Annotated in this window: 20 protein-coding genes; 12 read left to right on the top strand and 8 right to left on the bottom strand. The window is 49.7% G+C overall.

The features are described 5' to 3' along the window. Positions 1 to 141 precede the first annotated feature (141 nt). The 3 genes from pmbA (at position 142) to AB3Y96_RS19145 (ending at position 2,928) form a co-directional block, all read left to right on the top strand. Entirely contained in the window at positions 142 to 1,482 is a 1,341-nt protein-coding gene (pmbA, locus tag AB3Y96_RS19155; RefSeq protein WP_072308504.1) for a metalloprotease PmbA, read from the top strand. A gap of 538 nt (positions 1,483 to 2,020) precedes the next feature. Beyond that, a complete protein-coding gene (gene cybC, locus AB3Y96_RS19150; RefSeq protein WP_046459780.1) occupies positions 2,021 to 2,413 on the top strand; it encodes a cytochrome b562 in 393 nt (130 codons plus the stop codon). 14 nt (positions 2,414 to 2,427) lie between these two features. Next, on the top strand, positions 2,428 to 2,928 hold the full coding sequence (locus AB3Y96_RS19145) for a cytochrome b/b6 domain-containing protein (RefSeq protein WP_168780229.1): 501 nt from the start codon (positions 2,428 to 2,430) through the stop codon (positions 2,926 to 2,928). Between the two features lie 61 nt (positions 2,929 to 2,989). On the opposite strand, the gene AB3Y96_RS19140 is transcribed toward AB3Y96_RS19145, so the two are convergent. Both AB3Y96_RS19140 and rnk read right to left on the bottom strand, forming a co-directional pair. Then, entirely contained in the window at positions 2,990 to 4,084 is a 1,095-nt protein-coding gene (locus tag AB3Y96_RS19140) for a transglutaminase-like domain-containing protein (protein ID WP_367299964.1), read from the bottom strand. A gap of 157 nt (positions 4,085 to 4,241) precedes the next feature. Continuing rightward, positions 4,242 to 4,652: a nucleoside diphosphate kinase regulator gene (gene rnk, locus AB3Y96_RS19135; protein ID WP_025801109.1), complete on the bottom strand. Its 411-nt coding sequence runs from the start codon at positions 4,650 to 4,652 to the stop codon at positions 4,242 to 4,244. 430 nt (positions 4,653 to 5,082) lie between these two features. Here rnk and AB3Y96_RS19130 point away from each other — a divergent pair, with 430 nt between their 5' ends. The 9 genes from AB3Y96_RS19130 (at position 5,083) to AB3Y96_RS19090 (ending at position 13,196) form a co-directional block, all read left to right on the top strand. Continuing rightward, entirely contained in the window at positions 5,083 to 5,430 is a 348-nt protein-coding gene (locus tag AB3Y96_RS19130) for a transcriptional regulator (protein WP_072308507.1), read from the top strand. 2 nt (positions 5,431 to 5,432) lie between these two features. After that, positions 5,433 to 5,795 carry an SFCGS family glycine-rich protein gene (locus AB3Y96_RS19125; RefSeq protein ID WP_367299963.1) on the top strand — a complete coding sequence of 121 codons (363 nt, stop codon included), beginning with the start codon at positions 5,433 to 5,435 and terminating at the stop codon, positions 5,793 to 5,795. A gap of 3 nt (positions 5,796 to 5,798) precedes the next feature. After that, the gene (locus tag AB3Y96_RS19120) at positions 5,799 to 6,098 is read left to right on the top strand and encodes a DUF4312 family protein (protein WP_367299962.1); all 300 of its coding nucleotides are present in this window, start codon (positions 5,799 to 5,801) and stop codon (positions 6,096 to 6,098) included. Between the two features lie 169 nt (positions 6,099 to 6,267). Further along, a complete protein-coding gene (locus AB3Y96_RS19115; RefSeq protein ID WP_025801113.1) occupies positions 6,268 to 7,044 on the top strand; it encodes a DUF4311 domain-containing protein in 777 nt (258 codons plus the stop codon). Positions 7,045 to 7,062: 18 nt separating this feature from the next. Further along, positions 7,063 to 7,710 carry a DUF4310 family protein gene (locus AB3Y96_RS19110; protein WP_367299961.1) on the top strand — a complete coding sequence of 216 codons (648 nt, stop codon included), beginning with the start codon at positions 7,063 to 7,065 and terminating at the stop codon, positions 7,708 to 7,710. A 76-nt stretch (positions 7,711 to 7,786) separates the two neighbouring features. Continuing rightward, positions 7,787 to 8,920: an amidohydrolase/deacetylase family metallohydrolase gene (locus AB3Y96_RS19105; protein WP_367299960.1), complete on the top strand. Its 1,134-nt coding sequence runs from the start codon at positions 7,787 to 7,789 to the stop codon at positions 8,918 to 8,920. Then, positions 8,910 to 10,022 carry a DgaE family pyridoxal phosphate-dependent ammonia lyase gene (locus AB3Y96_RS19100; protein WP_367299959.1) on the top strand — a complete coding sequence of 371 codons (1,113 nt, stop codon included), beginning with the start codon at positions 8,910 to 8,912 and terminating at the stop codon, positions 10,020 to 10,022. Before AB3Y96_RS19105 ends, AB3Y96_RS19100 begins: the two co-directional genes overlap by 11 nt. A gap of 16 nt (positions 10,023 to 10,038) precedes the next feature. After that, positions 10,039 to 10,779: a 2-dehydro-3-deoxy-phosphogluconate aldolase gene (locus AB3Y96_RS19095; protein WP_367299958.1), complete on the top strand. Its 741-nt coding sequence runs from the start codon at positions 10,039 to 10,041 to the stop codon at positions 10,777 to 10,779. Positions 10,780 to 11,276: 497 nt separating this feature from the next. Further along, positions 11,277 to 13,196, top strand: coding sequence for a transcription antiterminator (locus AB3Y96_RS19090; protein WP_072308513.1), 1,920 nt, complete (start codon positions 11,277 to 11,279; stop codon positions 13,194 to 13,196). A 72-nt stretch (positions 13,197 to 13,268) separates the two neighbouring features. Here the strand turns inward: AB3Y96_RS19090 and npr are convergent, their stop codons facing one another. The 6 genes from npr to lptB form a co-directional block, all read right to left on the bottom strand. After that, on the bottom strand, positions 13,269 to 13,541 hold the full coding sequence (gene npr, locus AB3Y96_RS19085; RefSeq protein ID WP_025801118.1) for a PTS phosphocarrier protein NPr: 273 nt from the start codon (positions 13,539 to 13,541) through the stop codon (positions 13,269 to 13,271). An 11-nt stretch (positions 13,542 to 13,552) separates the two neighbouring features. Next, complete coding sequence (gene rapZ, locus AB3Y96_RS19080; RefSeq protein WP_072308514.1) at positions 13,553 to 14,404, bottom strand: RNase adapter RapZ; 852 nt, start codon at positions 14,402 to 14,404, stop codon at positions 13,553 to 13,555. A gap of 142 nt (positions 14,405 to 14,546) precedes the next feature. Next, the gene (ptsN, locus tag AB3Y96_RS19075; RefSeq protein ID WP_025801120.1) at positions 14,547 to 15,011 is read right to left on the bottom strand and encodes a PTS IIA-like nitrogen regulatory protein PtsN; all 465 of its coding nucleotides are present in this window, start codon (positions 15,009 to 15,011) and stop codon (positions 14,547 to 14,549) included. Positions 15,012 to 15,135: 124 nt separating this feature from the next. Then, complete coding sequence (hpf, locus tag AB3Y96_RS19070; protein ID WP_040047149.1) at positions 15,136 to 15,423, bottom strand: ribosome hibernation promoting factor; 288 nt, start codon at positions 15,421 to 15,423, stop codon at positions 15,136 to 15,138. Positions 15,424 to 15,446: 23 nt separating this feature from the next. Continuing rightward, a complete protein-coding gene (rpoN, locus tag AB3Y96_RS19065) occupies positions 15,447 to 16,880 on the bottom strand; it encodes an RNA polymerase factor sigma-54 (RefSeq protein WP_367299957.1) in 1,434 nt (477 codons plus the stop codon). Between the two features lie 131 nt (positions 16,881 to 17,011). Continuing rightward, positions 17,012 to 17,737, bottom strand: coding sequence for an LPS export ABC transporter ATP-binding protein (lptB, locus tag AB3Y96_RS19060; protein WP_025801123.1), 726 nt, complete (start codon positions 17,735 to 17,737; stop codon positions 17,012 to 17,014). Positions 17,738 to 17,741: the final 4 nt, after the last annotated feature.

Raw genomic sequence — 17,741 nt, 5'->3', positions numbered from 1 at the left:
TGTGCGAAATTGATCTCAGTTCCTGATAAACTCAGAGACAGCTAAGCTTTAGAAACTGGCACGTTAAGGTGCCTATCATAACGGCCTACGGCGATGATTGCGCCGGTGGTTTAATCCATTTCTGATAATTATGGCAGATTGATGAAAGTAATCACTCAGGTTGCAGAACAACGCAAGACGCTGGAAAACGCGGTTGCACAGGCGTTGGAACTGGCTAAAGTCGGTGCCGATGCCGCCGAAGTGGCCGTCACCAAAACCACCGGCATCAGTATTAGCACTCGTTTTGGCGAAGTTGAAAATGTTGAATTTAACAGCGATGGTGCTTTAGGCATCACCGTTTATCACCAGCAGCGCAAGGGGAGCGCGTCGTCGACTGACCTGAGCCCTGATGCGATTGCCCGCACCGTGCAGGCCGCGCTCGATATTGCGCGCTATACCTCTCCCGATCCGTTTGCTGGCCCGGCAGATAAAGAGCTGCTGGCGTTTGATGCGCCGGATCTAGATCTGTTCCACCCTGCCGAATTGGACGCGGAACGCGGCATTGAATTAGCGGCGCGTGCCGAGCAGGCTTCTTTGCAGTTTGACCCGCGTATTACGAATACCGAAGGCGGCAGCTTTAACAGCCACTATGGCATCAAAGTTTTTGGTAACAGCCACGGTATGCTGCAAAGCTACAGCTCCAGCCGTCATTCGCTTTCTAGCTGTGTGATTGCCGAGCACGAAGGTGATATGGAACGCGACTATGCATATACCATTGCGCGTGATATCAACGATCTGAAAACGCCTGAATGGGTTGGTGAGGAGTGCGCTCGCCGTACGCTTTCACGTTTAGCGCCACGTCGTCTGCCGACCATGGAAGCGCCGATCATGTTTGCTGCCGAAGTGGCTACGGGGCTATTTGGTCATCTCGTAGGTGCAATTAGCGGCAGCAGCGTTTATCGCAAATCAACCTTCTTACTCGATAGCCTTGGCAAGCAGATCCTGCCTGAATGGCTGACCATCAATGAACAACCGCATCTGTTGAAAGGAATGGCCTCTACGCCGTTTGACAGCGAAGGTGTGCGCACCGTGGAACGTAATATTGTCGAAAATGGTGTGTTACAGACTTGGCTGATGACCAGCTATTCAGCACGTAAGCTGGGTATGCAAAGCACTGGGCATGCGGGTGGTATTCATAACTGGCGTATCGCGGGCCAAGGTTTGGGCTTTGAGGATATGCTGAAGAAAATGGGTACCGGCTTCTTAGTGACAGAGCTGATGGGCCAAGGCGTGAGCGGTGTAACCGGTGATTATTCTCGCGGAGCGGCTGGTTTCTGGGTTGAGAATGGTGAAATCCAGTATCCAGTAAGCGAAGTGACGATTGCCGGTAATCTGAAAGATATGTGGTCGAATTTGGTCACCATGGGTGATGACATCGAACTACGCAGTAATATCCAGTGCGGCTCGGCGCTGCTGGAAGCGATGAAGATTGCGGGGGAGTAGGGTTTAGGGGCGATACAGAATTTGTTGTATTGATGATAGGTTTCGAACGCTAGTTAGCAAATATATCTCCATTTAAGTGCTGACGTGAGCGTCCGAGAAAAGGTTGCTAGCGCGCAACCTCTTCACTCTCGCGCTTTTTCCTGAGTTGTTTGGCCGACCGGTTTCGGAGCGTGCATCCCTGCACGCCCTCAACCTTTCACCATCATCCCTGATGGCGAATCTAAAATGTGCTTCATGGAACACTAAAAATACAAAACCGGTTATTTTTGTTTTTAAAGGTTAAGTCATGGTAGTTCGAGCAACGTCGACAGGATGTCGACGTTAGGTTTGGGGCCACCCGACTCGGACGCCTTCTAACCAAGTCATATGTGAAAGCCGTTACCGATAGGCGGTCGAAACCTTTCTCAAAATCTTCAAATTACGCACAATTACCCCGTCAATAAACGTAAATTCCTCTTTCATATCTTGCACATCCCGCCCCTACTCTCTATGTTGATAAACGTGAGCAAATGTTATCAATAAGTAAGGATAAAATAAGATGCGTAAAACATTACTGATGTTGGCAAGTGCGGCAATGTTGATGGGGAGTTCTTTGGCCTATGCAGCTGGAGAAGATGTGGGTGATGCAATGGATACCATCGCCAGCAACTATAAAACCGCGTTAAAGACGGATAACCCGCAAGAGTTTAAAAAAGCGCTGGAAGGCATGAAGGCAGGAGCTCAAGAAGCACAGAAGGGGACTCCGCCTAAGCTGGAAAAAGAGCCTGCTGATGGTGCAAAAATGACAGATTTTCGTCATGGGTTAGATATTCTGATTGGCCAAATCAACGATGCTGAGAAGCTCGCTGATGCAGGGCAGTTTGAGCAAGCGAAAGCCGCCGCTGAGAAATTTAAAGATACGCGCAACGCTTACCATAAGAAGTATAAGTAATTATGGCGCTGGGGATGCGTTGGGATGGGGTCGTGCGCGTCACCCATTGGGGCGTAGCGCTGGGCTTTTTGCTTAACCGCCTACATGTCACCAAGCCGGGCAGCGATTGGCATCAGGGGATTGGGCTTGCCGTGGCGAGCCTAGTTATCCTACGCCTGCTGTGGGGGCTGACGTTCGCCAAAGGCCCCGCGCGTTTGTCTGCCATCGTTCCAACGCCCTCATCTCTGAAGAACCATTTTCGCGAGCTGAAAATGCGAACTTCCCCAGCGGGGTTACATCATAATCCGCTAGGCGCTATTGGGATTTGGCTGTTCTGGATCTTGTTGCCACTGGTTGCACTCACCGGCTGGGCACAAGATACGGATTTCATCGATCTCTATCCGGTTGATGATTGGCATTATTGGTTAGTTAACGCTGTCACTGCGCTGGTTTGTGTGCATATTGTGGCGGTGATTGTGATGTCGATTTGGTTGCGTAAAGACTTGGTGCGCGCCATGTTGCCGGGTAAACGATGAGCGACTCTGTAAACGTCCAACCCTCTCTTCGAGTGATGAAAGGGTTGGCGTAGCGCGATGATTAAAGCTTCACGCTGTTAATCGAGTATTTGAAAGTGTCTGGCTTCAAGCTATCCAATTTTGTATCTCCAACCTGGGCTTGTGGATACATCAGGTAAGCCGCCTGATCTTGGGTACCTGGAAGTTTGAGGTCATGGGCATGGTTGTAGGCCATCCAGTTCATCTCCCAACCGCCAAACATCCAGTCGTTGGCTTTTTGTACCTTAGGATCGCTAAACGGTAGACCACCGGCTTGTTCTTCCAGCATCACTTTGCGCACATCGGCAGGATCGACCGGGATCCAACCATAACCTTCCATATAAAACTCCGCGCGGCAGTGCTGGGCTTTGGTGATATCGCCATCTTTGCCTAGGCTGTTAAAGCCCATGTCTGACTTACCTAAGCGCACGCCGTAGGCATCGCGAGCAGGAATACCAACCGAGCGCGCTAGCGCCACAAACAGCGCATTGATGTCGGCGCATTTACCGGAAAGATTACCGCTGTCGAGCATTTGCTTAACGTTACCGTCGCCGCAGCCCTGCGTTTTGGGATCGCGCTGGGTATTGGCCACCACCCAGTCATAGATCATTTTGGCGCGATCGATGTTGTTGTCGCCGCGTCCTTGAATGATTTTGTTGGCTGTTTTAGCCACGATGCCGTCGGTTGGTAAATAGCGCGTTGGCTGCAAATAGAGCGCCATTTCTTCTGCTGTTAGCTTAACGGGATTGGCCGGAGGGGTTTTAAGATCGATATGGCGATTGCGCGTGCTCACGCTTTGCGTCATGGTCACGCTATGTTGACCGGCGGTTGTGGTGGGCCAACTGACATGCAGCACCAGCGTATTATATGGCTTTATCAGCATCAGCTTGGCTTTGCCATCGTCTGATACTTTCCAATGCGGCGTTTGAGCCCGCTGGTAGTCGCCTAAGCGGGTAGCGGGCAATGGCAGCCACAGCTGCACCGCTTCGTTGGTGGCCGGAATATCGACCTGTGTTGTGACGCGATAGTGGTTCCAATCTTTGGTTTCATTTGCTGCGTTAGCGTGGCTAATGCCCATAAGGGCCGAGGCAATGAAAGGAGCGGCAGCGCTAAGGCGAAGAAAACGACGTCTGTTCATGAGTTTCCCAAATTTATGTTGTAGGAAAAGGAAGCCAGCGAGTCTGATGTGGCTTCCCTATTTTCATCCGCCGTTTCTGTTTGCCTGAAGCCAACCGCTAACCCAGCGAGGTGAGAGAGATATTTTACCCGTTAAAAATGATTACGAGCGGTGATGATTAACGATGATACTCACCGGCCGCTTCGGGCTGGTACTGTAATTCCAAGACTTCGATATGGGTTTTCTGGCCGTTTGGCAGTTCCCATGTAATGGCATCGCCTACGCGCAAGCCGAGTAATGCCGCGCCAATAGGTGCCATAACAGACAGCTGAGTCGCGCTGTCTTTCAGGCTCGCAGGATAAACCAGCGTGCGCACATGCTCTTCTTTGGAAGAGAGGTCGCGGAATTTCACCCGGCTGTTCATGGTTACCACGTCAGCAGGCATGTTTGCAGGGCTGAGCATTTCAGCGCGATCGAGCTCATTGTTTAATGCTTCAGCGACCGGCAGGCTGGCGAAAGCAGGCTGCTCAAGCAGCGTGTCTAAGCGGGCAGCATCGAGTTCGTTCAGAATAATGGCTGGTCGTGACATAGTTCTCTCCATGTAAGGTAGACAGGAGGCTTTCCTGTTCTTGTTGTCTTGTGTCAAAAGAAAACCCTCGCGCCCGTAAGCGCAAGGGTTCAGAGTTCTTCTAAATTTCTATAACGTGATAATAGATAGCTTGCCAGATTTTTAAAAGTGAGCTGTATCACGAATCGGACAGTCTATATCCGACGCATTGATAGTATCAAAATCTATCCGGGTTTATAACCTCTCAACTGTTTTTTCCTGATAAATCAGGGAATAAAATATTTTCCACTGCCGAACTTTAAACGAAATTTGAACTGGAAATGGCTTTTGGCATTAATTTCCAGTTTGAATTGGAAAAAGACCCTCTGCTCACTTTTATTTATCCGCTGTAGGGTACAAACATCAACAGAGATAACGCTCCGGTTGAAATGAATAATAGGGGAGAGAAGGCGTGGCAGAACAACAACTCTCAGTGGATGAGAAAAAAGTAGAATCAGAAACTAATACGACGCTTGAAAAAGTTGTCAGCCTGCTTACGGATAAAGGTATTTATCCTAATGACGTGCAAAAACAGATGTTATTTTCTCACGTTAAAGCCATGGTGTTACGTTCTCATACGGGTGAAGCATTACCTGAAGTCGATATTTCTCTCTTCGATGAAATTTCGCCTTTATCTCTAAATTTAGCAGAGCAGGTTGTTAGCTGGTTTAATAATCTGGCCTATGAAGAAGCGCATTTATTATCTGTCCACTTTGAAGTGGCCAAAGAAAACGAATTAAGTTGTGTAACGGGAGAATAATCATGACTGCAATTAAGGTGGTAATCGGTGATCGTCTGGGTAAAGGTCAGAAAGTGGGACAGGGTGTCGAAGCTGCTGGCGGTGTTGCAGTTGTCATCCCAGGGGTTGCGGCTGATATGAAGCTGGGCGACGTAATGAAGCAGGAAGAAGCGAATCTGGGGATCTCTTTCTGCGGCAGCGGCGGCGCTGGTGCAATTACGGCTCAAACTAAGCATGGTTACAAAGCAAAATACGGTATGCGTTCGGTTGAAGAAGGCGTAACCGCAATTAACGAAGGCTATAACGTGCTGGGTTTTGGTTTTATGGATAAAGAAGAGTTAGGCCAGAGATTAGTTGAAGCGTATGCCAAAAAATACGGTGGCTAATTTATGAAAGAAAATATCACGACGACGGTCTCCGTCAGTGGTAAAAGTGATACCAAGCAAAAAGCTTTTGCCGCCGCTTTAAGTAGCGTTCAGGGTGCATTACTGCGGGAATCCAAAAAAGTATTCCTGAGAATTGAACCAGTCTATATTAAAGTCATTAGGGCAGAAGAGAAAATAACGACCGAAAAGTTTCTTTTCTTTTTCTTGCCAAGAAAGAAATACCTCTATTCTGTAACCATTGACGTTACGGTAAATATGACAACGGTTGATACCGATAAAATTGATTTTAAATTAGCACCCTAAATATTTGATGCTGCGTCAAATATAACGGTATGTAACTACTCCAGTGTATTATCACAATAGGAGAATATTAATTATTTAATGTTCTCCTGTACTCCATCGTTTTCAGCATGCATGCCAAAAGCGGCAGTTTGAAAGACGACGGGTATATAACATTATAAGGAATATGCTGATGTTTCTAATTATCCTCCTGAAGTCGATTATTATCGGCGGATTGGTTGGCGTGGGGGTTGGCGCAGGGGCCGCGCGTATGTTTCATGCGCCCACGGTTCAGGGTATGGGGGCGTTCCGTACTTTAGGCGAGTTGAATTCCTGCGAAGGCGATCCGGCTTCCCACTTCTCTTTTGGCTTGGGCTTCTTCTTTAACGCCTGGGCATCTTCCGTTGCCGCCGGTGCATTCACGCAGGACGTCGATCACCGCATCATCCCTAACTGGGGTGCCGCTGTATTGTTGATGAAAAACCGCGACTTAGCTACCACCATGCACGACCCTAAAAAGATGGCGATTGCCTGCGGCATCATCGGTGTGATTGTGGTTGCCTTCCTGAACTCAACGGCTTCGGCGGTACCTGCCGCGTTGCAAATCACCGCGGTGAAAGTGCTGGTGCCTGCGGCGAACCTGCTGGTGAATACCGTGATGCCAGTGATTTTCTGGTTAGCTGCCATTGATGCAGGGCGTCGCTCTGGCTTCTGGGCCACGATTTTCGGTGGTTTGGCGCAGCTTATCATGGGGAACGCCGTACCGGGGTTGGTATTGGGCATCCTGATTGGTAAAGGCGTGGAGGAGAGCGGCTGGAACAAGGTTACTAAGATCATGATGGCGGTTATCGTGCTGCTGTTTGTGCTGAGCGGTTTCTTCCGTGGTTTCGACATGAAAATGCTGGAGTCCTTCCATCTTGGTGTGCCGTTCTGGTTAGACCAAATCCACAATACCCTTAGCGGCAAATAATCAGGCGGAGTACAGATAATGGACGAGAAATTAAAGAATAACTTCTGGTACGCCGACTGGTCATTCCCGATCTTTGTTGGCTTGCTCTCTGCCGGTGTGTTCGCCGGTACACATATGTACTACCTGTACGGCATTGGCGCATTTAACGAAGTGGCGTTTGTTTCCATGCTGCGTGCGGGCATCGATACGGGTTCTTACGGTGCGGTAGCGGCATTCGGGGCGAGCTTCCTGTTTGCCCGCATTATCGAAGGTTCCTTAGTGGGGATTTTGGATATCGGCGGTGCTATCCAAACCGGCGTCGGTTTGGGGGTTCCTGCACTGTTACTCGGGGCTGGCTTTGTTTATCCGGTAGAGAACTTTGGCGCTTCGCTGGCAACCGGCTTGGCGATTGGTTTAGCGATTGGCTATCTGATTATTCTGGCGCGTAAATTTACCATCAATCAGAGCAACTCAACCTACGGTGCTGACGTGATGATGGGCGCGGGGAATGCTTCCGGTCGCTTCTTGGGGCCGTTGATTATTCTGTCTGCGATTACCGCGTCGATTCCTATTGGTATCGGTTCACTGATTGGCGCTCTGCTGTTCTATCTCTGGCAGAAACCGATCACCGGTGGTGCAATTCTGGGTGCCATGATTTTTGGCTCAATTTTCCCAGTCGCGATTTAACCATTCAAATCTCCTCAATGCCCGCACCGTGGTGCGGGACATTCTTCACCTGAACTAAGAAGTAAGAAGGTGTGCGATGTACGATTTAATTATTAAACAGGGAAAATGTGCCGACGGCAGCGTGGTGGATATTGCTGTCAAAGAGGGAAAAATTGCGGCGCTAGGCTCGCTGGAACATAACGCGACGGCGGCTAAAACACTCGATCTGCAAGGCCGATATTTCATCAGCGCTGGCTGGATTGATTCCCATACCCACTGTTATCCCTCCTCTCCCATTTATAACGACGAGCCCGATCTGGTGGGTGTTTCCAGCGGCGTGACCTCCGTTGTTGATGCGGGAAGCACCGGCGCTGATGACATCGATGAGTTTTATCGCCTAACCCGTAACGCTAAAACCAACGTGTTTGCCTTTCTGAATATCTCCCGCATTGGTCTGCTGCGCCAAAATGAGCTGGGAGATATGAATGATATTGATGATGCGCTGGCGCACAAGGCGATTCGGGCGCACCAAGGCTTTGTGGTCGGTATTAAGGCGCGAATGAGCAGCAGCGTGGTGCAGCAAAACGGGATTCAGCCATTGGTTCGCGCCAAAGAAATTCAGGCCAATAACGGCGGTTTACCGCTGATGGTGCACATCGGTAACAATCCACCAAACCTCGATGATATTGCTGATTTATTGACTCAGGGTGACATCATTACCCACTGCTATAACGGCAAACCAAACCGCATTTTGACCCCAGAAGGGGAGTTACGCAGCGCGGTGAAGCGCGCGTTGGATCGCGGTGTTTTACTCGATGTGGGACACGGTAGCGCCAGCTTTAGTTTTGATGTGGCTGAAGTGGCTATCGCGCAGGGGATTTATCCGCACACCATTAGCTCTGATATTTACTGCAAAAATCGTATTAAGGGGCCGGTTTATAGCCTGGCCTACGTGATGTCTAAATTCCTGCTGGTAGGGCTCTCACTGCCACAAATTATCAATTGCGTCACTGCTAATGCCGCACAGGCGCTGCGCTTGCCAAATAAAGGCCGCTTAGCCGTGGGCTGCGACGCTGACTTTACGATTTTTGATGTGGTTGAGCAGGCGCAGGTTTATGCCGACTCAGAACAACAAAGCAGGAGCGGGCAAACCCTGATCCTGCCGCTGGCCGCCGTTGTGGCAGGGCAGCCAATGCTTACTCAGGATGGAGAATCCAGAAATGTCTTCTAATCAGTCTATCTATCAGAAATATAACCTGAAAACGGTGATCAATACTTCAGGCCGTATGACCATTTTGGGCGTGTCGACGCCGCGCGAAGATGTGGTTGAAGCCGTTAACTTTGGCCTGAATCACTATTTTGAAGTCAAAGATTTGGTGAACAAAACCGGTCGCTATATTGCTGATTTGCTTGGCGTGGAAGATGCGGTGGTGGTGTCTTGCGCTTCTGCGGGGATCGCTCAGTCGGTGGCTGCGGTAATCGTTAAAGATAATCTGTACCGTTTGGAAAACCTGCATGCGCATCCGCATGATGTTCCCAGCGAGATCGTAGTGCCAAAAGGCCATAACGTAAACTTTGGTGCGCCAGTGGGCACCATGGTGCAACTGGGGGGCGGTACGCTGCGCGAGGCGGGATATGCCAATGAATGCTCCCCAGCGCAGCTGGCTGCGGCAATTACGCCAAATACGGCCGCCATTCTGTATATCAAATCCCATCACTGTGTGCAGAAAAGCATGCTGAATGTGGCACAGGCCGCTGAAGTCGCGAAAGCTCACCAGCTACCACTTATTGTTGATGCGGCGGCCGAAGAGGATTTGCAGTGCTATTACCACATGGGCGCCGATCTGGTGATTTATAGCGGTGCTAAGGCGATTGAAGGCCCAACCAGTGGTTTAGTGATCGGTAAGCAGCAGTATGTTGAGTGGGTGAAGCTGCAGTCCAATGGGATTGGGCGGGCGATGAAAGTGGGTAAAGAAGGCATTCTTGGCCTGACTCAGGCCATCGCCAGCTATATGACTCTTGAAAAAGAGAGCGGCCAGCAGATGGTTGAAAAAATGACGGTGTTCATTGAGAACCTGAATTCACTCAACGGCGTACAGGCAAAAGTCGTTTGGGACAGCGCCGGTCGCGATATTGCGCGCACTGAAATCGCTTTCGATCATGCGGCATTAGGGATCAGCACGCAGGAGATCGTTGATCGTTTGAAGAACGGCGATCCCGCGATTTATTTCCGTGGCTATAAAGCTAACGAAGGAAAAATTGAAGTGGATGTGCGTAGCGTTAGCGCCGAGCAGCTGCATACCGTTTACCAATGTATTAAAGCATTGTTCTAATTAAGGGAGTTAACTGATGCAACTGACACCTAAATTTTATAAAAATCGTGTTTGCCTGAACGTGTTGGCGGGTTCTAAAGAGAACGCCCGCGAAATTTATGAGGCGGCCGAAGGCTATGTGCTGGTTGGGGTGCTATCGAAAGACTACCCTGACGTTTCTTCTGCCGTGGCGGATATGAAGGAATACTCAGCGCTGATTAATAATGCGCTGTCTGTGGGGCTGGGAGCCGGCGATCCTAACCAGTCGTTGATGGTGTCGCAGATTTCAGCGGAGGTACAGCCACAGCATGTGAATCAGGTATTTACCGGCGTGGGCACCAGCCGTGGAATGCTGGGGCAGAATGCATCCGTGGTGAATGGCTTAGTGTCGCCCACCGGAACGGTCGGACAGGTGAAAATATCTACTGGCCCGCTGAGCTGCCAAGGCCCCGGTGCGATTGTGCCTGTCGAGTCTGCGATTGCGCTATTACAGGATATGGGCGGCAGCTCGGTGAAATACTTCCCAATGGGCGGGTTGAAATGCCGTGCAGAGTTTGAGTATGTGGCTAAAGCCTGTGCGAAACAGAACTTCTGGCTAGAGCCAACGGGCGGGATCGATCTGGATAACTTTGAAGCGATCCTGAAAATTGCGCTGGATGCTGGCGTAGAAAAAGTGATCCCGCATATCTACAGTTCGATCATTGATAAAGCCTCGGGGAATACGCGTCCGCAAGATGTTGCACGGTTGCTTGGGATGGTGAAGAAGCTGGTGGGTTAGTCTTTTTTTGGCTGGGAGAGATAACTTCTCCCAGCCTCGCTCGTTGGCAGAAGGAAGAGCCGATCGAGAACCATTGAACCGCAGTGAGTGATCCCCTTTTCTGAGAAGGGATAGAGGGAGATAATTTTTTAAGGGTGTTTCAGCCGTTCTCTTTTTTCTCGCCGCGAAGTAATTCCGAATTCTGCCCGTTAGATCACATTACTTGCCTGTCTGCATCTGTTAGTGAACGATATAATTCCAATGCAACCATTCACCATATACCCGTCATACTTCAAGTTGCTTATGCGTTGGCTGCACCCGCTCACCCCAGTCACTTACTTGAGTAAGCTCCTGAGGATTCACGGGTTTGCCGCCTTCAAGCAACGTGAATTATTTTGGGTATATGATCTGATACATCAGTGTAAAGTTGGTCCATAAATTGCCTCTGCATATTTGGTTTTCTCTATGATTTTTTTGCGCAGGGTTGCGTCCATCAGTAAGTTAGCAGCGGTATTAGCATGATCTCATTTCCTTATCCTCGTTTAAATCAGGTATTTGACGCGCTTCTTGAGGAGACATTGCCTCAAGAAGAGTTAGCGCGGCGTTTTGCTGTCTCTACTCGAACCGTGCGAACCGATGTTACCGCGTTGAATGATATTCTGAGCCAATATGGTGCCGAGTTTGTGCATTTGCGGGGCAGCGGCTATCGATTAGACGTGCATGATGCCGACCGTTTTTCGCTACTACAGCAGCAAAGCCGAGCGACGCGAAGCGTTCCGCGCTCGGCAAAAGATCGTGTAACTCATCTATTGCTACGTTTTTTGGCACAGGGCGATCCAATCAAACTTGATGATGTGGCGGATAGCTGGTTTGTCAGCCGAGCATCGCTACAAAGTGATATGGCCGATGTGCGTGATATGGTGGGTAAGTACGGATTAACGATAGAAAGTAAGCCGCACTATGGCATGAAGCTGTTTGGTAGTGAGAACGCGGTGCGCGCCTGTTTGGCAAACCTGCTGTTTCAGTATCCTGCGGGCGACCCGCTGTTTGGTGAGCTGCGGGGCAAAGTATTGCCTGAAATTGATATTGCCCAACTGCGCGAACAGCTACACCTCACCATGCAGCAGTATCAAATCCGTTTAACAGATGAGGCGGAGCAGCAGTTGCTGATCTATTGCGGCATTATTTTGCACCGCATTCGCACCGGTTTTGTGTTAGAGGCGCTGGATGTTAGCGACGTTGAACCGGTGTTTACTCAGGCCGCGCGTGACGTTGCCCGTTACCTGGAAGAGCGATTTGGCTGCGGTATTCCTGAAACCGAAGCGGCCTATCTGAGCGTGCAAATTGCCGCCCGACGTATCACGGACGCCAGCAGCCTGCAAAATATCGACGGTGATGAAAACCACGCGCTGGTGAACCACATTCTTGATTTTATCAACGAGCATTATAACTACGATTTACGCGGTGATGAGCAACTGAGCAGCGATTTGCTATCGCATATTGCGACCATGATGACCCGTGCTAAGTACCAGATAAATATTCCTAACCCTCTGCTTGAGCATATCAAACAGCATTATCCGCTAGCGTACGATGTGACGCTGGCCGCGGTATCGAGTTGGGGAAAAAATATGCCCTATACCATTACCGATAATGAAATTGGCTATCTGGTTTTACATATTGGCGTGGGTTTAGAGCGGCATTATGACATTGGCTACGAGCGCCATCCGCAGGCATTACTGGTATGCGATTCTGGTATGTCTACGCTGCGCTTGCTGGAAACTAAGCTGAAACGTGAGTTTCCGCAGTTGATCGTCAATCAGGTGGATTCGTTAAGAGAGTATGAAAAGCTTGAACATATCGAAGAAGACTTTGTTATCTCGATGGTGAAAGTGCCTGAAAAGAATAAACCGATTGTGACCGTAGCCCCTTTCCCAACCAGTTTTCAGCTAGAGCAGCTAGCCAAACTGGTATTAGTCGATCGTACTAAACCTTATATGCTGGAAAAGTTTTTTGATGCGGCGCATTTCTGTATCTTGGATGAACCTGTTTCACAGGCTGATTTGTTTGCCCGAATTTGCCATCAGATCCAGCAGGAAGGGTATATCGACGCTGATTTCCATCCTTCGGTGGTTGAGCGTGAAAGCATTGTGTCTACGATGCTGGGCGAGGGCATTGCCTTACCCCATTCATTGGGATTGCTGGCCAAGAAAACGGTGATTTATACCGTGCTTGCTCCGCAAGGCGTGCGTTGGAGCGAGAACGAAACGGCGCATGTGATCTTCCTGCTCGCCATTAGCAAGCAGGATTACGAAGAGGCGATGGCTATTTACGACTTGTTCGTGACCTTTATGCGAGAACGCGCTGTAGGACGGTTATTGGCTAGCACTGACTTTGAACAGTTTAGGGCCATTGCGATGGATTGTTTGAGCCGCAGTTAATTCCATCCTATTGATAGAGTTGAATAAAAAAGCCTCTGCATGCAGAGGCTTTTAAATATAAAAATTTAACACTCAGTCTTCATCAAACCCGGCTTCAAACAACGAAATGACGGCTTCTAACGCTTTGTCTTCATCCGGCCCTTCGGCCTGAACCTCAATATGACCGCCTTGAGCAGAATCTAACATCAGAAGTGCGATAACGCTGCTGGCTTCAGCTTCAACGCCGCTTTCGTTACGCAGCAATACTTCAGCATCAAAGCCTTGAACCAGTTCAAACAATTTCATCGCTGGGCGAGCATGCATACCCAAACGGTTTTTGATTTCCACGGTTTGCTTTACGGTCATACAACGGGTGCCTATTTACGTTTTTCAAGCGTACGGTGGCGAGATTGCACGTTTTTCCCGCGTGAGCGGAAATAGTCTGCAAGCTGCTCCGCCACATAAACAGAACGATGTTTGCCGCCGGTACAGCCGATGGCTACCGTGAGATAGCTGCGGTTGTTGGTTTCCAGCATTGGCAGCCACTGTTCCAAATAGCTGCGTGTCTGATAAATAAAGTTATGCACTTCGGTATGACGATCCAAAAATGCAGCAACTGGTTTATCAAGGCCTGTCATTGGGCGCAGTTTGGGATCCCAGTGCGGGTTAGGCAGAAAGCGAACGTCGAAGACATAATCGGCATCAATGGGAATACCGTGTTTGAAGCCAAATGATTCAAATACCATCGTCAGCTCGCGCTCGCGTTTGCCAAGCAGGCGCGTACGCAGCATTTCAGCCAGTTCATGTACCGACATTTCGGACGTGTCGATAATAAGATCGGCGCGTGAGCGTAATGGCTCCAGCAAATCACTCTCTTCATCAATGGCGCTTTCGAGCGACAGATTTTTAGCTGAGAGAGGGTGCAGGCGACGGGTATCGCTGTATCGACGGATCAGCGTATTACGATCGGCATCTAAAAACAGCAGCTGCGGAGAGAAGCTGTCAGGCAGACTGTCCATCGCTATTTCCAAAACTTCTGGAGATTCTGGCATGTTGCGCACGTCAATACTGACGGCGGCGGAGGTTCCGCGATCGGCCAGAGAGCGAGCTAAATTTGGCAAGAGCTCAACGGGAAGATTGTCTACACAATAAAATCCCATGTCCTCAAGCGCACGTAACGCAACGGATTTCCCTGAACCGGAACGGCCGCTGACAATCATCAGCACCATGTCACAACTCCCCTTGAGTTCGGACAGCCGCATGGCTGTCTGTGGAAATTTGACCTCCCAAAGGAGGTCTATCACAAATTGTTATACCCAATGTAACGTGACGCAGCACATCCTGCCACTGTTTTGACAGCGTGCTAACGCATTATTCTGTAATGATTTTGTACAGCTCATCATCGCTTTGCGCGCTGCGTAGTTGGCGGCAGACGCCTTTATCGGCCAATTTCTGCGCCATGATAGCGAGTGTTTGTAAGTGGGTTTTGCATTGGTCTGCAGGGACCAGCAAGGCAAACAGCAGGTCAACGGGTTGATTATCGATAGCATCAAAGCTTATCGGCTGTTCTAGATGAATGAAAACCGCAATGGCTCGCAGGGTGTCTTCCTCAAGCTTGCCGTGAGGAATCGCAATGCCGTTGCCAATGCCGGTGCTCCCCATACGCTCACGCGTTAAGATCGCATCAAAGACGATCTGTGGTGGCAGGTTCAGCTGTGCAGCCGCCAGTTCGCTGATAATTTCCAGTGCGCGCTTCTTGCTGGAACAGTGAACTGCATTGCGTGTGCACTCCGGACTCAGTACGGAGGTTAATGGCATAGTTAAATCGTTACTCATCTCATCTTCTTCATTTAAATCAGACCAAAGGGCTGATTTTTCATGCTCCCCATGATGGCTTATCGGCCCGTTTCATGGAAGAAACAGGCCGATGAAGTCAGCAGGCGTTTAAACTATTTAAACGCTAGTGTTGTTTCAATTTGTCTTTATGTTTATTGAGCTGGCGCGCCAGTTTATCAACCAGAGTATCAATAGCAGCATACATATCTAGCTGCTCCGAGGTAGCATGCAGCTCACCGCCGTTAATATGTACCGTTGCTTCCGCAATGTGTTGGATTTTCTCCACGCTCAGTACGACATAAACCTGATTTATTCGGTCAAAATATTGCTCGAGCTTGCCAAATTTTGTGGTGACGAATTCGCGCAAAGCTTCGGTAATTTCGACATGGTGTCCGGTAATGTTGAGCTGCATAGTGTCTTCCTTCTCTGTTATGGTCAAACCAATTGTTTGCGTTGGTTTGACGGTGGGATGGACAAAGACTCTCGGTATTTCGCAACGGTACGTCTGGCAACCATAATACCCTGATCGGCAAGCAAGGTCGCTAGCTTGCTGTCGCTCAACGGTTTGGCAGGGTTCTCCGCCGCAACGAGTTTCTTCACTAGTGCACGGATCGCCGTTGAGGAAGCTTCGCCGCCATCTTCGGTGCTGACGTGACTTGAGAAGAAATATTTCAGTTCAAATATGCCTCGCGGGCTGTGCAGAAACTTCTGCGTTGTCACGCGCGAGATGGTGGATTCATGCATTTCGACCTGCTGGGCAATATCAGCCAGCACCATCGGCTTCATGAACTCAGCGCCATTATCAAAAAATGCCTGCTGCTGTTCTACGATACAGCGTGACACTTTCAGCAAGGTCTCATTACGGCTTTCCAGACTTTTAATCAGCCACTTCGCTTCTTGCAGATTGCTGCGGATGAACTGGGTATCGCTATCGCTTCGGGTTTGTGCGCCGAGCGAGACGTAATGCTGATTAATTTTGAGACGTGGAACGCTGTCCTGATTTAATTCAACGCCCCAACGGCCCTGATGTTTGTGCACCAAAACATCTGGGATCACGTAGTCGGATTCGCCGGTATTGATAGAAAGCCCTGGGCGCGGATCGAGCGTTTGGATCAGCTGCATCGCCGCTTTGAGGACATCTTCTTTTAGCTTAGTCGAACGCATCAGATTACGGAAATCGTGATTCGCTAAGAGATCTAAATGCTTATCAACAATGAGGCGTGCTTCGATAAGGAAAGGCGTTCCATCGGTGAACTGGGAGAGCTGAACCAGCAGGCAATCACGCAGATCGCGGGCGGCAACGCCAACGGGGTCGAAACGCTGTACGCGTTTAAGTACCGCTTCGACTTCATCCATCATGACGTGTTCATCGCCCATGCTCTCTAAAATATCGTCGAGAGAAGAGGTGAGGTAGCCAGTATCATCCACGGCATCGACGATGGCGGTGGCAATAGCCAGATCGGTATCGCTAAACGGGGTGAGTTCAACTTGCCACATTAGATAATCTTGCAGGGTCTGGGTAGTTTCCCCCTGATAGATCGGTAGCTCGTCGTCGCTGTAGTCCGTTCCTGTTCCTGATGGGGTGCCAGCCGTATAAATTTCGTCCCATGTGGCATCGAGAGGAAGTTCTTCCGGCATATCCGGCTGCTCTAGCTGTTCGCGTGTGTCCAGCTCTTCGTTGACTTCTTCCGTTGAAGTTTCGATTTCATCGTGAGTGTCATCTTGTTCAAGCAGCGGGTTGCTTTCTAATGCTTGTTGAATCTCTTGCTGAAGCTCTAGCGTTGATAATTGCAACAGGCGAATCGCCTGCTGCAGCTGTGGAGTCATCGCTAGCTGCTGACTTAGCCTGAGTTGCAAACCTTGCTTCATAATCGCGAGCTCATTTCCATTGGTGTAAGCAGAGTGCCTGCTAAACTAAAAAGAGTCCGGCCGCATGAAGACCACCGTGCGGTATACCCTGCACGATGGCGCAGAGTAAATATGACGCAAGATAGCCGCCGTTACAGACGGAATTCTTCACCCAGATAGACGCGTTTAACCTGCTCATCGGCCAAGATTTCAGATGGCGTACCATGAGCAATCAGGTTGCCCTGGTTCACGATATAAGCACGTTCACAAACGTCTAGCGTTTCACGCACGTTATGGTCGGTAATCAATACGCCCAAACCGCGGTCGCGCAGGTGTTCGATAATTTTTTTAATATCAATAACAGAGATTGGGTCAACGCCCGCAAAAGGTTCATCTAACAGGATAAACTTAGGATTTGCGGCTAGAGCGCGTGCAATTTCAACGCGGCGGCGTTCACCACCGGACAGCGATTGTCCGAGGTTGTCACGCAGATGAGCGATGTGGAACTCTTCCATTAGCTCATCGGCACGATCGGCACGCTGCTCTTTGGTTAGATCTTCGCGAATCTCTAACACGGCCATAAGGTTGTTATACACACTCAGGCGGCGAAAGATAGAGGCTTCTTGCGGTAGATAGCCGATCCCACGGCGAGCACGTGCGTGCAGCGGCAGCAGGCTGATGTCTTCATCGTCAATCTCGATGCGGCCCGCATCACGAGGCACGATACCAACAACCATATAAAAGGTGGTGGTTTTACCCGCACCGTTCGGCCCTAACAGCCCTACGATTTCGCCTGAGTTAACGGTGAGGCTAACATTTTCTACGACGCGGCGGCCTTTGTAGGCCTTGGCCAGATTTTCAGCAATTAAAGTTGCCATAACG

The sequence above is a fragment of the Hafnia alvei genome, assembly GCF_964063325.1.
Taxonomy (GTDB): Bacteria; Pseudomonadota; Gammaproteobacteria; order Enterobacterales; family Enterobacteriaceae; genus Hafnia; species Hafnia alvei_B.
The sequence above is the reverse complement of the archived record's forward strand: the minus strand, read 5'-3'. Positions and strand labels throughout refer to the sequence as shown.

Excerpts from the sequence above, each read along its gene's own strand:
- pmbA (WP_072308504.1), top strand. The coding sequence starts at position 142 with ATGAAAGTAATCACTCAGGTTGCAGAACAACGCAAGACGCTGGAAAAC.
- cybC (WP_046459780.1), top strand. The coding sequence starts at position 2,021 with ATGCGTAAAACATTACTGATGTTGGCAAGTGCGGCAATGTTGATGGGG.
- AB3Y96_RS19145 (WP_168780229.1), top strand. The coding sequence starts at position 2,428 with ATGCGTTGGGATGGGGTCGTGCGCGTCACCCATTGGGGCGTAGCGCTG.
- AB3Y96_RS19140 (WP_367299964.1), bottom strand. The coding sequence starts at position 4,084 with ATGAACAGACGTCGTTTTCTTCGCCTTAGCGCTGCCGCTCCTTTCATT.
- rnk (WP_025801109.1), bottom strand. The coding sequence starts at position 4,652 with ATGTCACGACCAGCCATTATTCTGAACGAACTCGATGCTGCCCGCTTA.
- AB3Y96_RS19125 (WP_367299963.1), top strand. The coding sequence starts at position 5,433 with ATGACTGCAATTAAGGTGGTAATCGGTGATCGTCTGGGTAAAGGTCAG.
- AB3Y96_RS19120 (WP_367299962.1), top strand. The coding sequence starts at position 5,799 with ATGAAAGAAAATATCACGACGACGGTCTCCGTCAGTGGTAAAAGTGAT.
- AB3Y96_RS19115 (WP_025801113.1), top strand. The coding sequence starts at position 6,268 with ATGTTTCTAATTATCCTCCTGAAGTCGATTATTATCGGCGGATTGGTT.
- AB3Y96_RS19110 (WP_367299961.1), top strand. The coding sequence starts at position 7,063 with ATGGACGAGAAATTAAAGAATAACTTCTGGTACGCCGACTGGTCATTC.
- AB3Y96_RS19105 (WP_367299960.1), top strand. The coding sequence starts at position 7,787 with ATGTACGATTTAATTATTAAACAGGGAAAATGTGCCGACGGCAGCGTG.
- AB3Y96_RS19100 (WP_367299959.1), top strand. The coding sequence starts at position 8,910 with ATGTCTTCTAATCAGTCTATCTATCAGAAATATAACCTGAAAACGGTG.
- AB3Y96_RS19095 (WP_367299958.1), top strand. The coding sequence starts at position 10,039 with ATGCAACTGACACCTAAATTTTATAAAAATCGTGTTTGCCTGAACGTG.
- AB3Y96_RS19090 (WP_072308513.1), top strand. The coding sequence starts at position 11,277 with ATGATCTCATTTCCTTATCCTCGTTTAAATCAGGTATTTGACGCGCTT.
- npr (WP_025801118.1), bottom strand. The coding sequence starts at position 13,541 with ATGACCGTAAAGCAAACCGTGGAAATCAAAAACCGTTTGGGTATGCAT.
- rapZ (WP_072308514.1), bottom strand. The coding sequence starts at position 14,404 with ATGGTGCTGATGATTGTCAGCGGCCGTTCCGGTTCAGGGAAATCCGTT.
- ptsN (WP_025801120.1), bottom strand. The coding sequence starts at position 15,011 with ATGAGTAACGATTTAACTATGCCATTAACCTCCGTACTGAGTCCGGAG.
- hpf (WP_040047149.1), bottom strand. The coding sequence starts at position 15,423 with ATGCAGCTCAACATTACCGGACACCATGTCGAAATTACCGAAGCTTTG.
- rpoN (WP_367299957.1), bottom strand. The coding sequence starts at position 16,880 with ATGAAGCAAGGTTTGCAACTCAGGCTAAGTCAGCAGCTAGCGATGACT.
- lptB (WP_025801123.1), bottom strand. The coding sequence starts at position 17,737 with ATGGCAACTTTAATTGCTGAAAATCTGGCCAAGGCCTACAAAGGCCGC.